This is a genomic window from Microbulbifer mixtoriginis (SeqCode), from assembly GCF_052466865.1.
The window spans coordinates 2736412-2756117 of sequence record NZ_CP174293.1; the positions used below are offsets into that span (position 1 = coordinate 2736412).

Below are 19706 nucleotides of genomic sequence, written 5' to 3' on the forward strand. Positions count from 1 at the left end.
ATGAGGCCCATATAGCCACTATGGGCCTCATTATTTTTTCCGAGATATATTCGTGGTATCTAAGCCCTTAAACAATATATCCTCTTGAATACAGCCTTCTTTTGGGTTATCGCAATTACTCCATTTCGCTACGAATAATGCCAGGCGTTTTGGCTTGTCCCCGTACTCGGTCAGGATGATCGCGCTCGTTAAAGCGCCTCAAGCCTTCGGACAGCTCTGCTTTGGATTCAGAGTCGCTGAATAATCGGTTAAAGCACTCAGCCTCAATTCGTAGACCTTCATCAAGATCCTTTCCATAACCACGAATGGCGGCTTCTTTATCAGAGTGAATCGCTGGCTGGGGAAGGGTAGAGATATACTGTGCTAACTCAACGGCACGACCTAATGCGGCTCCCTTAGGCACCACTTCGTTGGCCAATCCAATGCGATAAGCTTCTTCAGCATTAATAACTTTTCCCGTGATGATTAACTCCAGCGCTCGTCCCATACCAACAATACGCGGCAAACGCTGAGTACCACCATCGGCTAAGCCGATATTCCAACGACGACAAGTCATACCAAAGGATGCGTGCTCCTCTACAATACGCATATCAGCAAAACATGCCCATTCAAAGCCACCCGCATAAGCGATTCCGTTCACAGCCGCAATGATAGGCTTATAAATATCGGTCCAGCGGGATGGACCTATAATACCTGGAGCTTCACCTCGATTATGCCGGGCAATATCAGCGGGTTCTACAGGACATAAAACAGCCACGTCAGGATCGGGGTGATTTGTGGGTTCGGTTGCAGCAAGATTGCTTTTCAAATCACCCCCTGTACAAAATGCAGAATCGCCAGCGCCGGTGATTACCGCAACTTTAGCTCCCTCATCAGTACGAAAGCGATCGAAAGCATCCACCAGCTCGCGGTGAGCGCGTGTCCCAATGCAGTTCTTAACCTCTGGACGGTTAAAAGTAACGATGGTTACAGGGCCATTTTGCTCATATTTAATATGATGATATTCCATGTCATAAGACCTTTATCATGTGGCGTTGAAGTAATATCTGGAATCTAGCCTTGAGCTGTCAATCTAATTCGATACTTGCTTAGGGAATAGTGATTTCTAGCATGAAGAAGGAGAAGAGCCCAGAAAGCTGATTTAAGCTGGCGATGTAAGAAAGTTTGGACTGCCAACTAAAGTACTTAATCAGCATTCATAAAAAGCCGATATTAATCAATAAGTTATCATAAAATTGGCCAACTAAAGTACTTAATTGCACAAATATTTATCATTGCGGGATCAAAAATTCACTTTCCCAACTAAAGTACTTAATTGAACGACCAGTATAGGCCTTGGATAAGACCCTCAGTTCGGTCTTACGTTTAACAACGTATGCTTAGAGAGTTTTTCTTCGATGGCATAGCCTACCATGCTGGTAGGATCAAAGCGCTAAAAGCTAAGGCAGCTGTATTCTGGTAGGTATACGCGGGCTTCCATGCAGCGTACACCTTTAACACTAATGTCCCCCTGACACTATGCCTCTACGAAAGGAATACTTCTCTCGAGGGAATTTTAATATATTTTGAGTTTTAACTAATCGTGTTGATTGGAACTTTCTTCATCACGAGCTGTAATAATTTGGTATTGTTGCGGAGTTAATTCTGGCAACTTCTGCAGAAAGGCCACCATTGCCCAGATGCGTTTGTCATCATGAGTTGGTCCCCAAGCTGGCATGCCAGATGCTTTAACACCATGTTTAATGATCCAAAATTGCCTACGTATACGCTGCTCTAGGTCATCCTGACCACTTTTTGTCTCGTGTTTAGTTAGGTTGGGAGGTGCCGGGTATAAGCCTATGGTGAAGTCGCTCTCACTTCGTCCTGGGTTAAGGTGGCAACTCGAACACATGTCGTTGTAGTCGGCTCCGCCCGAAAGTAGTAGGTCAGGGTCATCAAGTTCTGGTACTTGAATATCTCGCGAAGCCCGCTCTAAGGAATTTTCTCGCAATGTCTCCAATGCCCAATGAGTAATTTTTGTGTGTGGAACATCAGCTCCTACGGGGTACCAGCCAGAATAGATAAATAGCATTAACCCACTGACGGAAACTAATGAGATGATTAACAATGTTCGGATAAATTTCAACGTGTATCCCCTAAATAGAGGGGCCATTTGGCCCCTATTTTTTATTTTTACTGCGGGTCATTTTTATCGGAATGATCATGATGGTCTCCCTCATGGCCAATATGTTTGTCATGTTGCATATGCTCTCCGCATTTCTTCCTCATTGCCTTTAATACCGGATCATTTACATCCATCTTTGAATGATCCATGCCTTGCATAGCTGCGCAGTCGGGCTTTACAGCCTTCTCCTTATGCAGACTGGGGTCGTGTGCTAATGCTTGTATTGACGATAGCAAGGTAGTAACAGTGAACAATTGTGTGAGGAATTTCATATTTTCTCCTAATGGTTTTCTTATTTGTAGATACGGCTTATTGCCGTCTTTATGTTGCTCAATTCTTGTAAACCCCGAATTGAGAAACTCGTATTAGAACCAGGCACGAATACCTACAACCCAATTTAAAGAGCTAATTTCTTCGTTGTTGATTTGCGCAAAATCAGCGGCATTACCGTACTTCCTTTCATAATGAACACCGATATATGGTGCAAGTTGCCGTGTAAACTCATAGCGGAATCTTAAGCCGGCTTCTATGTCTGAGAGCCCGGTGCCAGTATTATTAGCTGGATCATTCTGACCGTAAAAATCAAGCTCAACTTTCGGGGTTAGAATCAGTTTCTGCGTGAAGAGAAGTTCATATTCTGCCTCCAGGCGAATTGCACTATCACCTCCCTCACCGATAAACATTGTTGCGTCCACTTCAAAGAAATAAGGTGCGAGTGCTTGCAGGCCAACTGCTGCCCAGTTTTTACTGGGCCCATCCTCCAGCCTAAAGTCATGGCGTAACCCCAATTGCAAATCTAATAAAGGCGTCATTGCACGACTGTAAAGAGCCTGAAGTTCTGCATTCTCAGTTTCACCATCCTCTCGCTCCCAAGCTCCTTTTAGCCAAAGCTTGTTCTGAATGCCACCGAACCATAGGTCCCCCGTGAGAGCATCACTTTCGCTTCCGCGCAACTCCAATTGATCCAGCTTGCCCATGGTGAACAGCTTTTCGTGGTCCATAACATGATCTGGTATGTCTACCAAATTTAGGTCGCTCTCATAAATGGTTTGTCCCTGGGTGCTTGCCCCATAGCTGATCAATGCACTAACTAAAAGAAATCTTTTCATTCCCCCCCCCTTAAACAACGCGTACTTCACGAAACATGCCGGGCATGTGGAAAAGTAAGTGACAGTGGTAAGCCCAACGGCCGTAGGCATCGGCGGTCACTAAGTAACTTATTTTCCCACCCGGCTGTACTATCACTGTGTGTTTACGCGGTATGTATTGCGTGTCACCGGTTTCTAGCTCACTCCACATGCCATGCAAGTGCATCGGATGGGCCATCATGGTGTCGTTAACTAATGTAATGCGTATACGCTCGCCATACTTGAGCATCAGGGGTTCGGCATCGTTAAAGTGAATACCACCCATTGACCAGATGAAGCGGTCCATATTACCCGTGAGATGTAACTGCAATTCTCGGGTCGGCTCCCGCCTATCAATAGTCGGGGTTAAATTACGCAAATCGCCGTAGCTGAGTACCTTACGGCCGTAGCGTTGCAGATGATCGCGAAGGCCTATTCCGGGGTCGTGCAGTGCATTTGCTGGTTGGTTTGTGCGCATATCCACGGTATAGCTATATTCGCTGGGAAGGTGCACTATTGGCTTATCGCTACCATGGCCTGCACGACTCAGGCTATCTGTAAACCAGACGCCCTTCATGCCGCCGAGTTCGGGACGGCCTCCATGCAAGCTGTAGTTACTAGAATTGTTGTGCTCCTTGCTTTTGGTTTGCTGTTTGCTGTGATCCGCATTCGACATATCAAAATGTTGAGAGTGATCCATACCACCTATTTGGTGCTGATTGTGATCCATACTCGACATGTCACCATGTCGGGAGTGATCTACGTTGCCCATCTCATGCTGACTGTGATCCACTGCTTCCATCCCCATATCACGATGAGTTAGCACGGGCGCATAATCCATAGTAGGAACTTCAGGGCGTAGTGACAGGTCAGGTGTCAGCGTACCTCGGGCGAAGCCGGTACGATCAATAGTTTGCGCAAACAGCGTATAGGCGGTATCCGCTAAAGGCTCCACTACCACATCGTAAGTCTCGGCTACACCAATACGAAATTCGTCTACAGTGACCGGTTCAATATTTTGACCATCACTAGCTACAACTTTCATTTTTAGGCCGGGAATACGTACGTCAAAGATACTCATGGCGGCTGCATTAATAACCCTAAGTCGTACTTTCTCGCCGCGCTTGAACACCGCCGTCCAGTTGCTATCAGGGGTTTGGCCATTCATCAGGTAGGTGTACGTGTAGCCAGTAACATCAGCGATATCCCGATCAGACATCCGCATCTGGTTCCACATTTCGCGCTCACGCCAAGTCTGTGCCAAGCCTTTTTCTCTAACATCCTGCCATAAGTCGCCAATAGTGCGACGGCGGAAGTTGTAGTAGTGACTCTCCTTGCGCAGATGGCCATAAATATCCAATGGCGACTCGTCGCTCCAGTCTGACAGCAACACTACGTAATCACGGTCATAGTCCACTGGGTCGGTGCCTGCTGGGTCTACGATTATGGCGCCATAGAGTCCTGTCTGCTCCTGGAAGCCGGAGTGACTGTGGTACCAGTATGTGCCTGATTGATTCACATCAAATTCATACTGGTAGCTCTGCCCTGGCTTTATGCCTGCAAAGCTAAGCCCTGGTACACCGTCCATATTGGAGGGCAGTATCATGCCGTGCCAATGGATGGAGCTATCGTGGGCCAGACGATTGCTTACATTCAAAGTGACTTTCTGCCCCTCTTTCCAACGTAATATTGGTGCTGGAAAGGTTCCGTTGACAGTAGTAGCGGTACGCTCGCGACCGGTAAAATTCACTGACGTGTAGCCGATGTTGAGGTCAAAACGATTGCCCCTAAGCATCTGTGCAGGTTGGGCTTGGTGATACTCCCTTGCGCGGACATCTGAGATACCGAGCAGTGCTGCACTTGCGGCAATGCCTGTAACAAAGGTGCGTCGAGTCAGCTGTGGTAGGGCAATGGATGCATCGTGCTTTTTGTTCATGTGCCTTCCTTAAAACTGTTGCCTAGCGGTATTGATCGTGGCGTAAATTTGCTGACTGCCATCACTATTCAACTGCCACACTTTGTAGGGGGTAAAATCACTGCCGTATTCCATACCTGGACTACCTAATGGCATGGCTGGCACTGCTAATCCTCGAGCACCGATAGGTGGGTTCTGTAGAAAATGATGGATTAGCTTCGCTGGAATATGTCCTTCGAAGACATACCCCTCAGTGGATTTACTTGTGTGACAGGACTGGAAGCGTGGCTCGATAGCATGCTGCTTCTTAATCAGTGGCAGATCGATAACGTCATAAGAGGAAAGAGAAAAACTGCTTTCCTCAACGTGATCTAACCACTGATTGCAACACCCGCATTTAGCTGATTTGTATGTAATTAAAACTGGAGCCACAGAAGAGGGAGGTCCAATCTGAGCCCGATTTTCTTCGCTAAAAGCGAATTGAGTAAGCAGGGCCAGCCCGCCCAAAACGAACAACGTGATTTTGTGATACATGATAATTCCCGATGATTAAACGCACACGGAGCACTGGCTACCGTGTTGTTCGAGTTCAATGAATAGGGAGTTTGCGCCGACAATAGGCGCACTTATCCCCTATCAGCGGGAGATTGGTGGGCGAATGGCGTTTTCAGGAGCGGGGGAAGAATTATTTTCGCGGTATGCCGTTACCAACGAAATGTTTGCTGCAGCTTCGGAAGGGCCAGTAGCAGACGGGAGCGCCGTAGTACAATGGCTAGGGCAGCTATTACAGCCCTGATCGCAATCAACATCAACTTGGGCGTCCTGCTGAGTACAGTGCTCCTGGTGTTTGGCTTCTTCGAGTTGATGACAATGCTCTTGCTGGGATACGACCGAAGTGTGGATGCCTTGGAGTTCAGATGCACAGGCTGCTGCAAGTACCTGGCCAGAGACGGCTAGGTGCAGAAACAATAGCAGTAGCATGCTGATCCAAGAGCGCATATTGAAAATCAAATAGTTGTATGACGCGTTATCCTAGATGCCCGTGGCTGCAATGGCAAGACTTTCAACTTGGAGGACGAGGGGGCTCACCATAATTTGGATCATTGCTGACTAGCCAAGCTACTGTACCGGGGGGAGCTTGATACCAACCTGGATCATGATAGTCACCTGGCGCCAAGTCATCACGTACTTTGACGAGGGTGAACATGCCCCCCATTTCGATATTGCCGTAAGGACCTTTTCCAACCATCATCGGCATAGTATTACGCGGACCAGGGTGATGACCGGAGTCAACGTGCTCTTGGTGCTCTGCCATACCGTAGCGCCCCATGGGCATGAAACCTGGGAGCATCGCTTTAATTTTTTCTGCAACGCCACTCTGATCCACGCCCATAGGGTTAGGAATTTCGTGGCCCATCGCATTCATGGTGTGGTGCGCCATGTGACAATGAAAAGCCCAGTCACCGGGAACGGCTGTGAACTCTATATCTCGGGTTTGCCCTACAGCAATAATCTCTGTCGACTCTGTTCTCCACTGGACACGGGGCCAGCGGCCACCATCCGAACCCGTCACATAGAATTGTACGCCATGTAAGTGCATGGGGTGATTCCACATAGACAAGTTACCCATACGTACCCGCACCCGCTCCCCGGTACGCGCGACTATCGGGTCAATAGCGGGAAACACTTTGCTGTTAATAGTCCAGAGATCAAAATCCACCATCACTGCTGGGTCCGGTCTGTAAGTGCCAGGGTGGACCGCCCAGTTGTGCAACAGGAAACAGTAATCGCGGTCAACTGGTTCTGGTTCGGGCACGCGAGGATGGATAATGAACATTCCCATCATTCCCTCTGCCATTTGCACCATCTCGTCCGCATGCGGGTGGTACATGTGAGTGCCGTGCTGCACAAGGGTGAATTCGTAAGCAAAGGTCTCCCCGGGCTTAATATGCGGTTGAGACACTCCGCCCACACCATCCATGCCACTAGGCAAAATAATGCCATGCCAATGTATGGTTGTGTGCTCTTTAAGTCGGTTAGTCACCAGAATTCGTATCCTGTCGCCCTCTACAGCCTCAATAGTGGGGCCTGGTGTAGTACCGTTGTAGCCCCAGCATTTAGCTTTAGTGCCCGGACCAAACTCATGTTCCACTTCTTCCGCCACCAAGTGGAATTCCTTGATATCTCCTCTCAAAACATAGGGTAAGGTCCAGCCATTAAGCGTATGGACAGGTACATGGGATATATTCGAGGAGTTTTTCTTTGCAGCCCCTTTCGCCCCAGAATCAAGAGCCACACCTAGGGATGCCAGGCTACCTGCCTGCAGAAATCTGCGTCGAGAAATCACCCTAAATCTCCTTTGCCGTGCAATTTAATGATGTTTGTGTGGGGGAGGGGGGGCTTGCTCGTCCTTATTCGCTTTGTCGTGACCTGGGTGTATCTCATGTATTGCAATTGCGGGACGACGTATTAGCTCTTCGACATCTACCTGTCCGGAGGAGATGAGATCACTGCTAGGTAGCCGCCGCCCTATAGCTTGCGCCAGTGCAGCACGTGCTACCCAGTACTCTCCAAGCACTTCGAGATAGCCTTGATAAGCGTCATATTCTCGCTGTTTACTGAGCAGAAGCTCGAAAGTGCCAATTAGCATAAAATTCTCTTCTAATTGAGCCTGAGCGACAGCCTCCATTCTTGCCGGTAATAATTGAGACCTGAAAACTTCTAACTGTGCCCGGGCATTTTGGATACTGGCATAAGCTAGTCGCACACTATTATCGCTGTCGAGTAAGAGCTGTGCGACTTGACTGATGGCAACTTGTAACTCTGCATCTAATTCCAGTAATTGATCTTCATGCTGGGTAAATATAGGAATCTCCCAATCAGAAATGGGACCTGTGAGATTGGCGCCATCAGTCTCCCGCTCACGTCCTATGCCTGCATCCAGCTCCCCCAACCAACGTCGCCAATTGTAGTAGTGAAGTTCTTTCGCCAGCTTTTCGGTACGAACCATAGCTGCTGCCAAATCGAGACGGTTCTCGCGTGCCAGAAATAATAGGTCCTGTAGCTCATCTTCATGCGAAACGGGTAACGAAAGTTGTTGCTGAACATCCCAACTGTCATTTACGGATAGACCGATTGTCATCGCCAACTCTGTTCGTGCGGCAAACGCAGCATTCTCTGCCTGCAATGATATAATTTTCATTTCTGCAGCTGCCGCCTCTGCCAATGCCAACTCCCTTGGTGATAGGTTGCCCGCTTCAAAATAACGCCGGGCCAATTGCCACGAAAGATCAGCAGCTTTAGCTACTTGCTCACGCATACTGGAAACTTGTTTTGCCGCTATGTAGTGATAAAAGGCAGCTTCTGCACGCGCCGCTAGCTGGAGCAACTGCGCACTGACTTCCTGTTTAACAGCCACAAATTCTGCCTGAGCTAAGCGTTTTCGCGTAGGTAGAGTTATCAGGTCTGAGAGAGAAGCAATTAGGCCATAGGTGTTCTGACTCTGCTCACCTGAGCGATTAGAGTCCAATAGTGATACGGAGAAAATTGGATTGCGGATGCGACTAGCTCGATAGAGATCAGCGGCAGCAATATTGAGTTGAGAGTAAAAACCACGTATTTCAGGATTATTGATCAAAGCGATCTGCATGACCCTATCAACAGAAAGCGGTTCTGAACTGAGTTCATCTACCAGAATTGGAACAAGTTCAGGAGTTGAAATCTGTGCTGGGCGACCTCTAATTTGTACCTGAAAGATAACCTGGTCTCGTCCTAAATCCGCAGGCAGCGGCGTACAAGCTGCCAACAGTAAAAGAAAGAGGAGGGGGGAGAGCTTTAACATGCCCCTTGGCCAATGATCCAACATTCTTCCTGTGCTTTCATCGCTGGATGCCAGTTTAGTAAGGAGGCTTCCGTTAGTCTGTTAAACTTATCAGTGAATGACAGGAAGAATATAGTCAACACTATTGAAAGCAATAGTGAGATAAAGCTCAACTTCCAATTCGCCACCAGAAACGGAGATTTACCTGACAGTTAACAAAACACTACGGATCATGGGCGCCTCTCAATCTCTTCGATTACATCCAATACATCATTGTTCAAAACTCCATTTTTCTACTAATTGCAATCTATTGATGAATAATATATTTTCAAACTCGCCTCGTTCTCCCTGAAAATGCACGCTTTTTATCATCGGCGTGAAAATATTCTTTATCGGTAGTATACAGTTTCCCATGTCCTAGGTCTGCCGATAGGTCTTTAAGATCTCTATTTTCTGCATCCATCGAGGCACCAGTATGACGAAGCCAATGAGTCGACGTGGCTAGGAGAACTTTCGCATCATCTTCAAAACCATCTCGTGTCATCTTTTCACTTGCTAAATCAAATGCCTCTTGAGCAAGTATCGCAATTGTTCGTGCCCGTAATCCTGGATTATGTTGTCGAATTGGGTGGAGTAGGGGAGATAGCTCTCCTACTGCCGGCAAATCATCCAAGCCGCGACTTAACCGATATCGTCGTAAGTAGTCAAGAAAATCGATAGGTACGCTTACTTTCCTTTTTTTATTGCACTTGCCAAACACGATAAACCACCAGTCATCTTCTTCCTGATAAAAATCTCCCATTTTGGGGGTCCATTTTGGCCGGCATGACAATTCACTAACACGCAAATAAAGGCTTTTCATGCTAGCAATGATGAAAAGGTGCCTCTCCCAATTTGGATCTTCATCGGCTTTGGCTTTAGTGCTTTCCAAAACATACTCCCATTGCCGTGCCGATAAACGGTTAACTGAACCGCGTGATTCATCGATAGTTAGGTTGGGGCAAGCCTTCTTTACGGCTGCAATTACATTTCCGATAGCATAATCCCCTTCAACCAAGTGGCTATATAGTACGCTCAGGTTCGAGAATACCTCTATTAGGGATTTTTGAGCTAGAGCATAGTCACCAGTATCGGGCTTGATATTTGAAGGGGTAGTACTCCTAAGAAATTCCTTACGCTTAGCCTTACTGAGCTTCGCTACGAATGGTCTCCATTCCCTGTTAGCCTCTTTTAGACCATCATTAACTGAGAATCTTCGGCATACCTGTGTACCAATCCAACTTTTTGGAGGATTAACTACAAAATCGATGTAGGCCTCTATATCTCGCTTTTTCATTATGGCGATTGATTTACCGTGTATACACCAGGCCCATAACAAAAAACGCTCGGATTCGCTCCTGAAAGCGTTGTAAGTTGCTTCCGATTGCCGACATTTACTCCAGAGAAAGTCCTTTACTAGCTTATAATCAGTAATTGCCTCCGGCACAGTAATTGTCATTGACTGTACGAATTTTTTCACTACGGGAGTATCTTCTGAAAATAATTTCCCCCGATCAAGAGCATAAAAGGAGTGATAGGAATCAAATAATGGAATTGCATCAAAGCACTGTGACATAAAGAATCTCCTATCATGAGCCGAATGGGCGCCCAAGTTGAACACTTAATCTTTCTTCTAGTTACTATCTTATCTTTCAGCTAGCTAGTACATTTATTACCAGCCAAAGCGCCTAGTTTCATTTAATCTTAAATACAAAAAATACTTATCGAACAAATGGAGATGATCCGGGAGAATACTCTGGGGGCGGCAACTGCACAAACTGCTTAAATTGTTCATGCAAGTTAAGGAATTTTCTAAAGCTTAGTCGGCCATCTTGTAGATCAAAAGAAAATTTAGCACCATCATCCATACAAAACTGTAGGTAGCATTTATATTTATCACATTCTTTAAGTGAAATCTCGGGAAGGTAGCTTTTTAAAATTTGAAGAGGAGATTCGTTTTCATAATAAACGCTTGCTTTATTTTTATCAACATCAAGAAAGTAACTGCCTTCAATAATCTTTCGATGATAGATATCATATCGATAGCATAGGTGTCGGTCATAGTCTTTCTTTTTATGTCGCCCCAATAAGTACAGCACAAAAAGATAAATATCTATGAAGGAGAGTTCCAAGCTACGCTTATAGGACCACATTGTGAATGCATTACTCACTTTATAAAATTTAAAATGGTTAGATATGTAGATAAACCTATTTGGCTTATAAAATTCCTTATAGCCAAGACATCCAAGGAATGGATAATTTGACTCTTGAATATAATGATGCGGACCATATTCCCAGCTTGCAAGATTAAAGAACCAGAGACTTATCGCCATACATATAGGGCAGGGTGGTGGTGCCCTCATAAATCTAGACATATGAATATATCGGTAAGAGTGTATAGAAGCCACATGTTTTTGAGAGGAGTTAAAGTGCAATATCTTTAATATGAGATTCAGTACATCATATTGGCAGCGCATTACTTCTTGATCTACATCACACAAAATGCCTGAATTATCCTGCACAATCGTATAATTTGGACATGATATTTTTTTTAGATTAGTTTCCATCTTATGGATAGAGGAAATTTTCACACCCCTTAACCTTAGATAACTTTCAGTTACATACTTTTTAGTGCGAGCCAGTTGGCAGGCAGGAAAAAGATCGTCGTTTATTGTAATTTTTGGCCACCAGCAACGATCAAGAAATTTTTTTCCACATAAAAAATAACCACAATCATCCTTATAGCCGATGAACCTAATCAGCCTAGACAGGGGATAAAATCTTTCTTTCGGGATCAAATCTACGGAAAAGCTTAGAGGTTCCAATATAAAGACAGAGCAGGTTCGGCATGTCCTTTTTAACATTTCTGCGTGGCTTGGCCAACGTTGGTTACACGTGGGGCAGTGAGTCGTAAATGGCTGATTATGAATTGGACACCGTGGCAGCCATGGCAAATTATACAGCTTACAATGGTAGAGCTGAGAAGCGCATTTGGGACATTGTCTATTCGTTCCCGATGGTAAATGATCTAATATTTGTTCTTCTGGTCTCTGAGTCAAACCAGATATATTTTTGATTCGCTCTACCGTATTGCTCCCTTTAACCTCATTTCGCAAGCGCTTTTCGATATACGAGTAGGATATACCTGCATTCGCAATAAGGAAATGACGTACCGTGGCTAGATCACTTTGATAAGGCCGCGTGAAAAGTGACCCTCGATTAAAAAATCCATTATTTAACTGCATGATTTAACCATCGAAGGCGTCAACCCTGACACATCAATCGCAGCTCTAACCATATCTTGATTGCATTGATCGGGACCGAACTTTGGAAAGAAATCGTACAATAAAACATTTACTGTGCAGACAAATGACTCCATCCCCCAGGAAGTAAGATGATAATCCTTTTGAAACTCATGAAACACCGACCAAATAACTGAACTTAAACTGGAGTAACGCCAACCCTTCCTAACAATTTCAGGTAGAAAAAACTCAGTGTATGTGGGTCCAGTTCCACGCGGAAATCGTAATGTATCGTATTGCTTTAGGCAGTTCTTCACATCAGATTCACTTTGAACACCATAGAAGTCAGTAATTTTCTTAAAAAAACGACCATATATATGCCTATATCTACTTTCAGACACGTTACTAAAAACGATTTCTGCCTCATCGCTATTTACAATAAATATTACAGTAAATAATATTTTTAGTTTTTCACGTATGAAATCATGAAATTCAGCAAAAACGTTATATTGATTAAGGGATAGTCGCTGAGCTTCATCAACAAGGAGAACAAATTGTTTTGTTTCATTTTCTACACAATGCTCCAAAAAAAAGTGAACAAGATTGCTAAACATAGGCTCAACTTGTGAATTTGTCTTCAGAGGCAAATTTGCACTGACTGTTAAGGCCCGATAAAGAGCATGTATTGTTCTTCGGTCTCTAGCTGGTACAGAAAAATAATGAGTTGGGATAATTTTCCCACCACGAGTTTTTAACCTGTTTGCTAATTGGGTTGCCGCAGTTGTTTTACCGCAGCGTGCCTCCCCTCGAATGATGCCGCCGGTAACGCCTGTCCATAGCCAGCCATCAAGAACATTTTTTAAACGTCTCATAGGTGGCGTATTTATTAAAAACTCATAAGGATTAAAGATGGGGTGTTCATAATAATCTACTTTAGTGTCCATAATCTATTATCCCCGGCGATTGGCCTTTAGAGGGGACCAACTATAGTCATTTTTTTCAGGTGCAGAATCCTTGACCTTACTAAGCTTTGGAGTTCCTGATAGCATTAAAGGTCCATCTTGCTCTCTCGTAAACTCATCGTAGACCCGGATAATTTCTAGTGCTGCTTTTTCTTGGCCTTTATGGTCAAGCAAATAACGAAAGTGAGCTGTCAGTGGGTCGTTACCATGATAGGCATGCTGTCTTATAAGGCTATTGATCCTCTGCCTTGTAGCAATACTGTGGCGAAAACGCAGCCATGACTTAGGTGCAGCGATCATACCGAAATTTTTCCCATCGAGGGACCATGCCCGTAACCATCGGATATCACGACGATCAAATTCCACTATGATTCGTGAATTGTGACAAACTGCATCGATTAATCCCTCACCCTGATATCGCTGCCCCTCAAAGGCAATATGTGGCTTTCGATTTCCATACCGTAACCATTTGAGCGATACAGTTTTACGACCGACAAATGGCTTCCATCTGGTTCGCAGCGCAGCTGGTACAAAGCGAATATAGTGGTGTCGATAATGCGACTGATAGAGTTCGAGCGGAGAAGTACCTCCTAGCTGCCCCCTGGGGGAGACATTATGTGCAGTTAGGACAATACTGAGCGCCTCCTCTAGGGTATGTAATGAAATAGGAGGCAATCGCTTACTATTTTTTTTCGATTGTCTAATAGGATCTTTAGGGTGAGACCCAGTAGTAGAGGAAAAGCGGTGTGATATCTTTCGGCAAATTAAGTTAAAAACGTCCTCGATCCAGCGGCGAGTTGTCGGCGAACCTCCTCTTCCCATGCTTATGGTAGCTGCCTGCTGATCACATATCGCCTCCTGTACCGAGATAGCCAAATGGGCTAAGGCATTGTCCAACTGCACGGTTCCAAACGTGACAGGAAAATCATCTGGCAACCCTGAAGGAAAGCAGGCTCCGGCTTCATAGGAAAAGCCAGGAGTTGTAAGTACCAATGGCTCCCATGGTCTTACGCAATTATCTAGCAGTTGCAACATATCCTGCTGGTTTGGAGCACCACTTAGGGCTATGTGGAACCCCAAGATACAGTCTGTATCTACATTTGTAGCAACTATGACTTGAACACGAGATAAGCGAAGCGGAATGAGCTCATCATTGAGCTCTAGGTATATTCCATTATGTAAATCGATACTGTGTTCATCTATTTGGGTTGTTCGCAGTGCTCTGTATATAGTCGATGGTGACGTCGATGGGGATGGTACAACCGATTGACGTTGCGATTGCAATTCCTTAGACCGCTGGTGAAAGTAGCGCCGTACACTCTCGGCAGCCATATGACGGGTAGTGTAGGGGTACTGATCTGTTGGGTGTCCAGCCTCCACAAGAAGCTGCTTGAAAGTACTATGGAAGGTTGATGGCGTTAAATTTTGCTTATAGTTGCTGTCACGTAACTGGGCCAGCAGTGCTTTATCTAGCTCCTCCTTTAAGTTGGGTACTTCGCGGAGAAGTTTAGTGAAGGCGTGTTGAGAGCCTGAAGGCCGGTCAAAGGTTGGTATTGGCTCTCTCCGGGTTCCATGATTTACTCTTTGAAAAGGTATCAGGGCCTGTGTGAGCGGTGGATCTTCATCATCCTCACCAGCCAGACAGCGGTTCATCAGTTGAGTCACAAATGAGGCAGACAAAAGATAGGATTCCGCGATCTCTTTAAGCGGAATATGATTGAGGGCTTGGATTACAATGTCTCGGTTTCGAAGATAAGTTGAACGTTTGTTAGTCGCTACAACCGTGAGTTCAATAACAGGCCACTGCCCAAAGTCCCATAAGGTGGGCCGCTGTTCTAGTCGTTGTCGCCAGGTCAGGTACATGGACGAATCACGCAGTCATAGTCAAAAACAGCAGTAGTTAAATCAGTACAGACCAATCCTCGATGCATCAAGCGGAGTAGAGCAATTTCATCAGAGTAGGTGCGTTCTCGATCACCTGGATCAACGATTTCCCTTACTTCAAGCCCATCCTCACTGTGATCCTGAAGCAGCCTCAGTAAACCTAATTCATTGGCGTGAGTGTTGATATCGCGAGCGGCGAATAGTGTGTGCACAATCTCAATCCAATTTTCTGCCTCCCTCTGCCGCACGAGAATCGACTCATTGCTAATCACCTTAAATTCGATGTTGTGCAGCATGAAATAGTGTTCTAGTGGGACTCGCAGGGAATCATCAAAGATGCCTTTTGGTTTGATTTCTAAGACTTGGCGGTGGCCATTAGTCAGTACATAGCAATCGGGAGTGTAGTACCGCCCATGCACCCTCAATCGATAGGGCTGGGGCACGAAGCTGGTAACCTTGGGATCGCCCTCTAAGAGACCTGCATGAAGGTACTCGGCGAATGAGTGAAATTCTGACTTTGCCGCTGGGTGCTTAAGCGCCCAAAACATTCGAAAGTCAAATGCTCGCTGCAGTTTTACTGGAGTATGACGTTGTTGCGGGACCAACGAGTCCGGCTGCAGGACAAAACGCGCTTGCTCGAAGCGTGGGTCAAAAAGTGGGCTGGACATCATCACTCTCCCGGGAAGGAGTAGCAAACTCACATATATATCAGGATAGGCATTAAAAATTCGATTATTAATGCACCATTTGAGAGTATTCTGGTGCATGCCTATTTACCCTGTATTTGAAATGTCAAGCATGTTGAGTTACTTGGACCAGCTCCCATATAATGTGGCCTAGTTTGCACCAGGATTCAGGATGAAATGGTACAAAATCTCCCTCCAGACAACGGATTTCCGAAACCGCGCTCACGACGCCTCTTTCATCCACCTGAAGCTTCGGGTGTGGCTTTTCCGATCCAGTCCGTGCAAATCGATTGGGATCGCCTTATCGCCAAGCGGCCCGCTGTGCTTGAGACGATTGATACTATGCCGGTCTACCTTCTCAAGCCTGAGATCTTGCAATTACTTGATGCAGAAAAGCACCCGACTTACCGACTGATTTTCGATCTAATATGGACTACTGGCGCACGAATCTCCGAGATCCTGGCCCTGACACCCAGTAGTTTTGTGGACGATGGCTACGATTTTGGGGTGATCCTGAAAACGCTCAAACAGCAGCCTGGTCGACCCAGTAAGGCCAGCCTGCAACGATCCCCTAAACGGTATGTGCCCATCGTGGACTGCACTCCCCGGGACCGTATTCTGAGTTATTTACACGCCCATCGCTTCCAAAAAAAACAGCGGATTTTCCCGATGTGTCGGCAGACAGTGAACCGGCATATTCATGCGTTGGTGGACAGAGTAGGGGGTGCCCCCTTTGCCATTTCAGCTCACACGTTTCGGCATTCGTTTGCGATTCACCTGTTACTGCACGGGCGGCCTCTGAAGTACGTGAGCCAGTTATTGGGGCACAAGTCGGTGGACAGTACCGAGGTTTACACCAATGTGCTCACCGTGGATGGAGCACATTTTTTAGATGGAGTGAATTTTCATTAAATGACAATGGAAATAACTGTTTATGAGATATATCAGATTTCCAATAAACAGGTAACTCTCACCATGCTTATGGTGCATATTTAATAAGTGTCTACAAGAAAAATAAATATCGAAATAGTTGGAGCAGTATTAATGGATCTAAAAAAACAAGCTTTTTTACGAGATGTTGGTAAAGAGCTACTTGAAGAAAATGTGGCTGTTTTTGCCGGTGCTGGAATGTCGGCAGGATCAGGTTTTGTCAACTGGGCTGAGTTGCTTCGGCCTATAGCTGAAGAACTTGGATTGGATGTTGATAAAGAAACAGACTTAGTAGCTTTAGCACAGTTTCATTGTAACGATAACGCTAACAACCGAAGTCAGCTTAATCAGAGGCTAATAGAAGAGTTTTCGAGAGAAGCGGTAGAAACAGAGAATCATCAGATTCTTTGCCGGCTCCCAATCCGTACTTATTGGACTACAAATTACGACAAAATTATCGAAAATACTTTAGATAAATCTGGAAAAATAGCGGATATTAAATACACAAAAGAACATTTATCTACAACCAAACCGAAGCGTGATGCTGTTGTGTATAAAATGCATGGCGATGTCGATCACTCTACTCACGCTGTCCTAACTAAAGATGATTATGAGCGCTATCACGTCAAGATGGATCAATATTTATCTAATCTTAAAGGCGATCTTATTTCAAAAACATTCATATTCATAGGTTTCAGTTTTACAGATCCGAATTTGGATTACATTCTCAGTCGGGTTCGCGTTGCATATGAAGGAAATCAGAGGCGGCATTACTGCTTTATAAGAGCTGTGGATAGAGAGGAAGATGAGGATCTTGCCGACTTTGAATATCGAAAGATAAAGCAAGATTATTTTGTCAAGGATTTAGAGCGATTCAATATAAAGACGATACTTGTGGATACTTTTGATGAAATCACAGAATTACTAAGGCGGCTAGAAAAAAACTATAAATCAAGAACCATTTTTATCTCTGGTGCGGCTTATGAGTATGGAAAAATGGGAGAACACGAAGCCTTACAATTTGTATATAAATTGAGCCGTAATCTTGTTTCAAATAGTATACGGGTTGTGTCCGGCTTTGGGTTAGGCGTCGGTAGTTCTGTTATCTCAGGAGTGCTTGAGGAAACATTTACTACTCCAAAAGCTAAAATAGAAGATCAACTTGTATTGCGACCTTTTCCGCAATCTACAAAAGGAGAGATCCCTTTGTCTGAAATGTGGTCGAAATACAGAGAAGATATGATTAATTACGCCGGAATTGCCTTGTTTTTATTTGGTAATAAATTTGATGGGGAAAATGTTATTCCCTCAAGTGGCATGCGCGAAGAGTATGAGATTGCCAAAAATAAGGGGCTTTTTCTAATCCCTGTTGGAGCCACGGGATATATGGCTGAAGTTTTATGGAATGAAATGAATCTTGAGGTTCAAAACAGTGTCGGATTTTCTAGCAGATTAAAGGAGCTATTTTTAAAACTTGGAGACAAGGGCGCCCATCCCGAAGAGCTAATTGAAACAGTTGCTGAGATTTGTAAATTAGCAGAATAATAATTTTTGTTAAGGAAAAATTATCAAAGATAAAACCTTTAAATTCATAAAGCTCTATGGGATATTGGTTGGCTCTCTTAAACAAAAATGACTTGATCAGGCGTTATAACCGGCGACAGTCTCACCTTTTAGATGAGGCGGGCGAAAAACTTTATTCAAAAAGACGCCTTAAAGAGATGAGTGAAAGTTTCTCTTTTATCGACACTTACGACGTATTTCTTTCCCATTCTTTTGACGACGCAAGAGTTGTCAAGCTTATCAAGGAGATGCTCGAGGAGAAAGGTTTCAAGGTCTATATAGATTGGATAGAAGACAATCACCTTGATAGAGGAAGGGTGACTACAGAAACAGCTTCAACGTTAAGGAGTCGCATGGATCGATGCTCATCATTAATTTACTTAACATCACAATCTGCTTCTGGTTCTCTTTGGATGCCTTGGGAGCTTGGTTATATGGATGCTAAAAAAGGGAAAGTTGCAGTTGCGCCAATCATGGATGATGGTGAAAATTTTGAAGGCAGAGAATATTTGGGCTTATACCCTTATTTCGACCTCACAAATGATAATTTTTACATACATAGAAATATAAATGAGTGGGTAAACATTAAAGACTGGATGGCCGGCAAACAACCCTAATCTTACATTTAGAAGAATATAATATGGCAAAAAGAGTTTTCTTCAGTTTTCACTACAAAGACGTAATTGATTTTAGAGCAAATGTCGTAAGAAACCACTGGCTAACGAAATCGGACAGAGAGAGTGCAGGGTTTTATGATGCATCAATTTGGGAAGAGGCCCGTAAGACCGGTAGTATCGCTTTGAAGAGACTTATCAATAATGGTGTTGCGGGAACAACTTCAACTTGCGTGCTTATCGGTACATCAACATATCTCAGGCCATGGGTAAGATATGAAATACTGAAGAGCTACAGAAAAGGAAATAGTCTTTGCGGTGTTCATATTAATGACATTAAAGGAAAAGATAAACAAACCAAAACTTTAGGAAAGAATCCATTCGATTATTTGGCGGTAAAATTTAGTGGTAGTGGATTCACAACCACATTTTACGAGTGGAAAAACAGTAAATGGATCGAATACAGTGAAATAGATGGCAGGGCATCTTATCGACGCAACACACCGGTTAAAGCTTCTTTCAGGGGGAAATTTTTCCAACTATCAAAGCTAAGGAAAACTTACTCCTGGAATAAAGATAAGGGCTATGAGAATTTTTCCAAATGGGTTTGAATGGCCGGGGCGGATGAGTGTTGAATCATCTGATTGATAATTCAAAAACGCCCTGATTCCTATTTGGCATCTACAGCGAATACTTATAGTAATCCGGAGGCTGTAAGGGGGGCGATCTATAACTTTATGATAGCCACTTATTGGATTTA

18 protein-coding genes are annotated in these 19706 nt (G+C 44.7%); 4 read left to right on the top strand and 14 right to left on the bottom strand.

The features are described from left to right. Window positions 1-115: 115 nt before the first annotated feature. The 14 genes from ACJJJA_RS12405 to ACJJJA_RS12470 all read right to left on the bottom strand — a co-directional run bounded on the left by ACJJJA_RS12405 (window position 116) and on the right by ACJJJA_RS12470 (window position 15821). Entirely contained in the window at window positions 116-1009 is an 894-nt protein-coding gene (locus ACJJJA_RS12405; protein WP_444904794.1) for an enoyl-CoA hydratase-related protein, read from the bottom strand. A gap of 567 nt (window positions 1010-1576) precedes the next feature. Beyond that, complete coding sequence (locus ACJJJA_RS12410; RefSeq protein ID WP_444904795.1) at window positions 1577-2125, bottom strand: c-type cytochrome; 549 nt, start codon at window positions 2123-2125, stop codon at window positions 1577-1579. 47 nt (window positions 2126-2172) lie between these two features. Beyond that, complete coding sequence (locus ACJJJA_RS12415; RefSeq protein WP_444904796.1) at window positions 2173-2436, bottom strand: hypothetical protein; 264 nt, start codon at window positions 2434-2436, stop codon at window positions 2173-2175. Between the two features lie 93 nt (window positions 2437-2529). Continuing rightward, entirely contained in the window at window positions 2530-3273 is a 744-nt protein-coding gene (locus tag ACJJJA_RS12420) for a copper resistance protein B (RefSeq protein ID WP_444904797.1), read from the bottom strand. Between the two features lie 10 nt (window positions 3274-3283). Further along, entirely contained in the window at window positions 3284-5227 is a 1944-nt protein-coding gene (locus ACJJJA_RS12425) for a copper resistance system multicopper oxidase (protein WP_444904798.1), read from the bottom strand. Window positions 5228-5236: 9 nt separating this feature from the next. Then, window positions 5237-5740: a DUF411 domain-containing protein gene (locus ACJJJA_RS12430; protein ID WP_444904799.1), complete on the bottom strand. Its 504-nt coding sequence runs from the start codon at window positions 5738-5740 to the stop codon at window positions 5237-5239. A 102-nt stretch (window positions 5741-5842) separates the two neighbouring features. Continuing rightward, window positions 5843-6205 (bottom strand): hypothetical protein, encoded by a 363-nt coding sequence (locus ACJJJA_RS12435; RefSeq protein WP_444925241.1) that lies wholly within the window; start codon window positions 6203-6205, stop codon window positions 5843-5845. Window positions 6206-6269: 64 nt separating this feature from the next. After that, window positions 6270-7553 (bottom strand): multicopper oxidase family protein, encoded by a 1284-nt coding sequence (locus ACJJJA_RS12440; RefSeq protein ID WP_444904801.1) that lies wholly within the window; start codon window positions 7551-7553, stop codon window positions 6270-6272. A gap of 24 nt (window positions 7554-7577) precedes the next feature. Continuing rightward, window positions 7578-9047 carry a TolC family protein gene (locus ACJJJA_RS12445; RefSeq protein WP_444904802.1) on the bottom strand — a complete coding sequence of 490 codons (1470 nt, stop codon included), beginning with the start codon at window positions 9045-9047 and terminating at the stop codon, window positions 7578-7580. A 307-nt stretch (window positions 9048-9354) separates the two neighbouring features. After that, the gene (locus ACJJJA_RS12450; RefSeq protein WP_444904803.1) at window positions 9355-10641 is read right to left on the bottom strand and encodes a site-specific integrase; all 1287 of its coding nucleotides are present in this window, start codon (window positions 10639-10641) and stop codon (window positions 9355-9357) included. Between the two features lie 145 nt (window positions 10642-10786). Next, window positions 10787-11656 (bottom strand): hypothetical protein, encoded by an 870-nt coding sequence (locus ACJJJA_RS12455; protein ID WP_444904804.1) that lies wholly within the window; start codon window positions 11654-11656, stop codon window positions 10787-10789. A 644-nt stretch (window positions 11657-12300) separates the two neighbouring features. Next, the gene (locus tag ACJJJA_RS12460; RefSeq protein ID WP_444904805.1) at window positions 12301-13251 is read right to left on the bottom strand and encodes an ATP-binding protein; all 951 of its coding nucleotides are present in this window, start codon (window positions 13249-13251) and stop codon (window positions 12301-12303) included. 6 nt (window positions 13252-13257) lie between these two features. Further along, entirely contained in the window at window positions 13258-15132 is a 1875-nt protein-coding gene (locus ACJJJA_RS12465; RefSeq protein WP_444904806.1) for a hypothetical protein, read from the bottom strand. Then, window positions 15123-15821 carry a Tn7 transposase TnsA N-terminal domain-containing protein gene (locus ACJJJA_RS12470; protein WP_444904807.1) on the bottom strand — a complete coding sequence of 233 codons (699 nt, stop codon included), beginning with the start codon at window positions 15819-15821 and terminating at the stop codon, window positions 15123-15125. Before ACJJJA_RS12470 ends, ACJJJA_RS12465 begins: the two co-directional genes overlap by 10 nt. Before the next feature lie 276 nt (window positions 15822-16097). Between ACJJJA_RS12470 and ACJJJA_RS12475 the strand changes: the two genes are divergently transcribed. The 4 genes from ACJJJA_RS12475 (at window position 16098) to ACJJJA_RS12490 (ending at window position 19557) form a co-directional block, all read left to right on the top strand. Next, complete coding sequence (locus ACJJJA_RS12475) at window positions 16098-16751, top strand: tyrosine-type recombinase/integrase (protein ID WP_444904808.1); 654 nt, start codon at window positions 16098-16100, stop codon at window positions 16749-16751. Between the two features lie 87 nt (window positions 16752-16838). Then, window positions 16839-18314: an SIR2 family protein gene (locus tag ACJJJA_RS12480; RefSeq protein WP_444904809.1), complete on the top strand. Its 1476-nt coding sequence runs from the start codon at window positions 16839-16841 to the stop codon at window positions 18312-18314. A 68-nt stretch (window positions 18315-18382) separates the two neighbouring features. Next, window positions 18383-18949 (top strand): toll/interleukin-1 receptor domain-containing protein, encoded by a 567-nt coding sequence (locus ACJJJA_RS12485; RefSeq protein ID WP_444904810.1) that lies wholly within the window; start codon window positions 18383-18385, stop codon window positions 18947-18949. 23 nt (window positions 18950-18972) lie between these two features. Beyond that, a complete protein-coding gene (locus ACJJJA_RS12490; protein WP_444904811.1) occupies window positions 18973-19557 on the top strand; it encodes a TIR domain-containing protein in 585 nt (194 codons plus the stop codon). Window positions 19558-19706 lie beyond the last annotated feature (149 nt).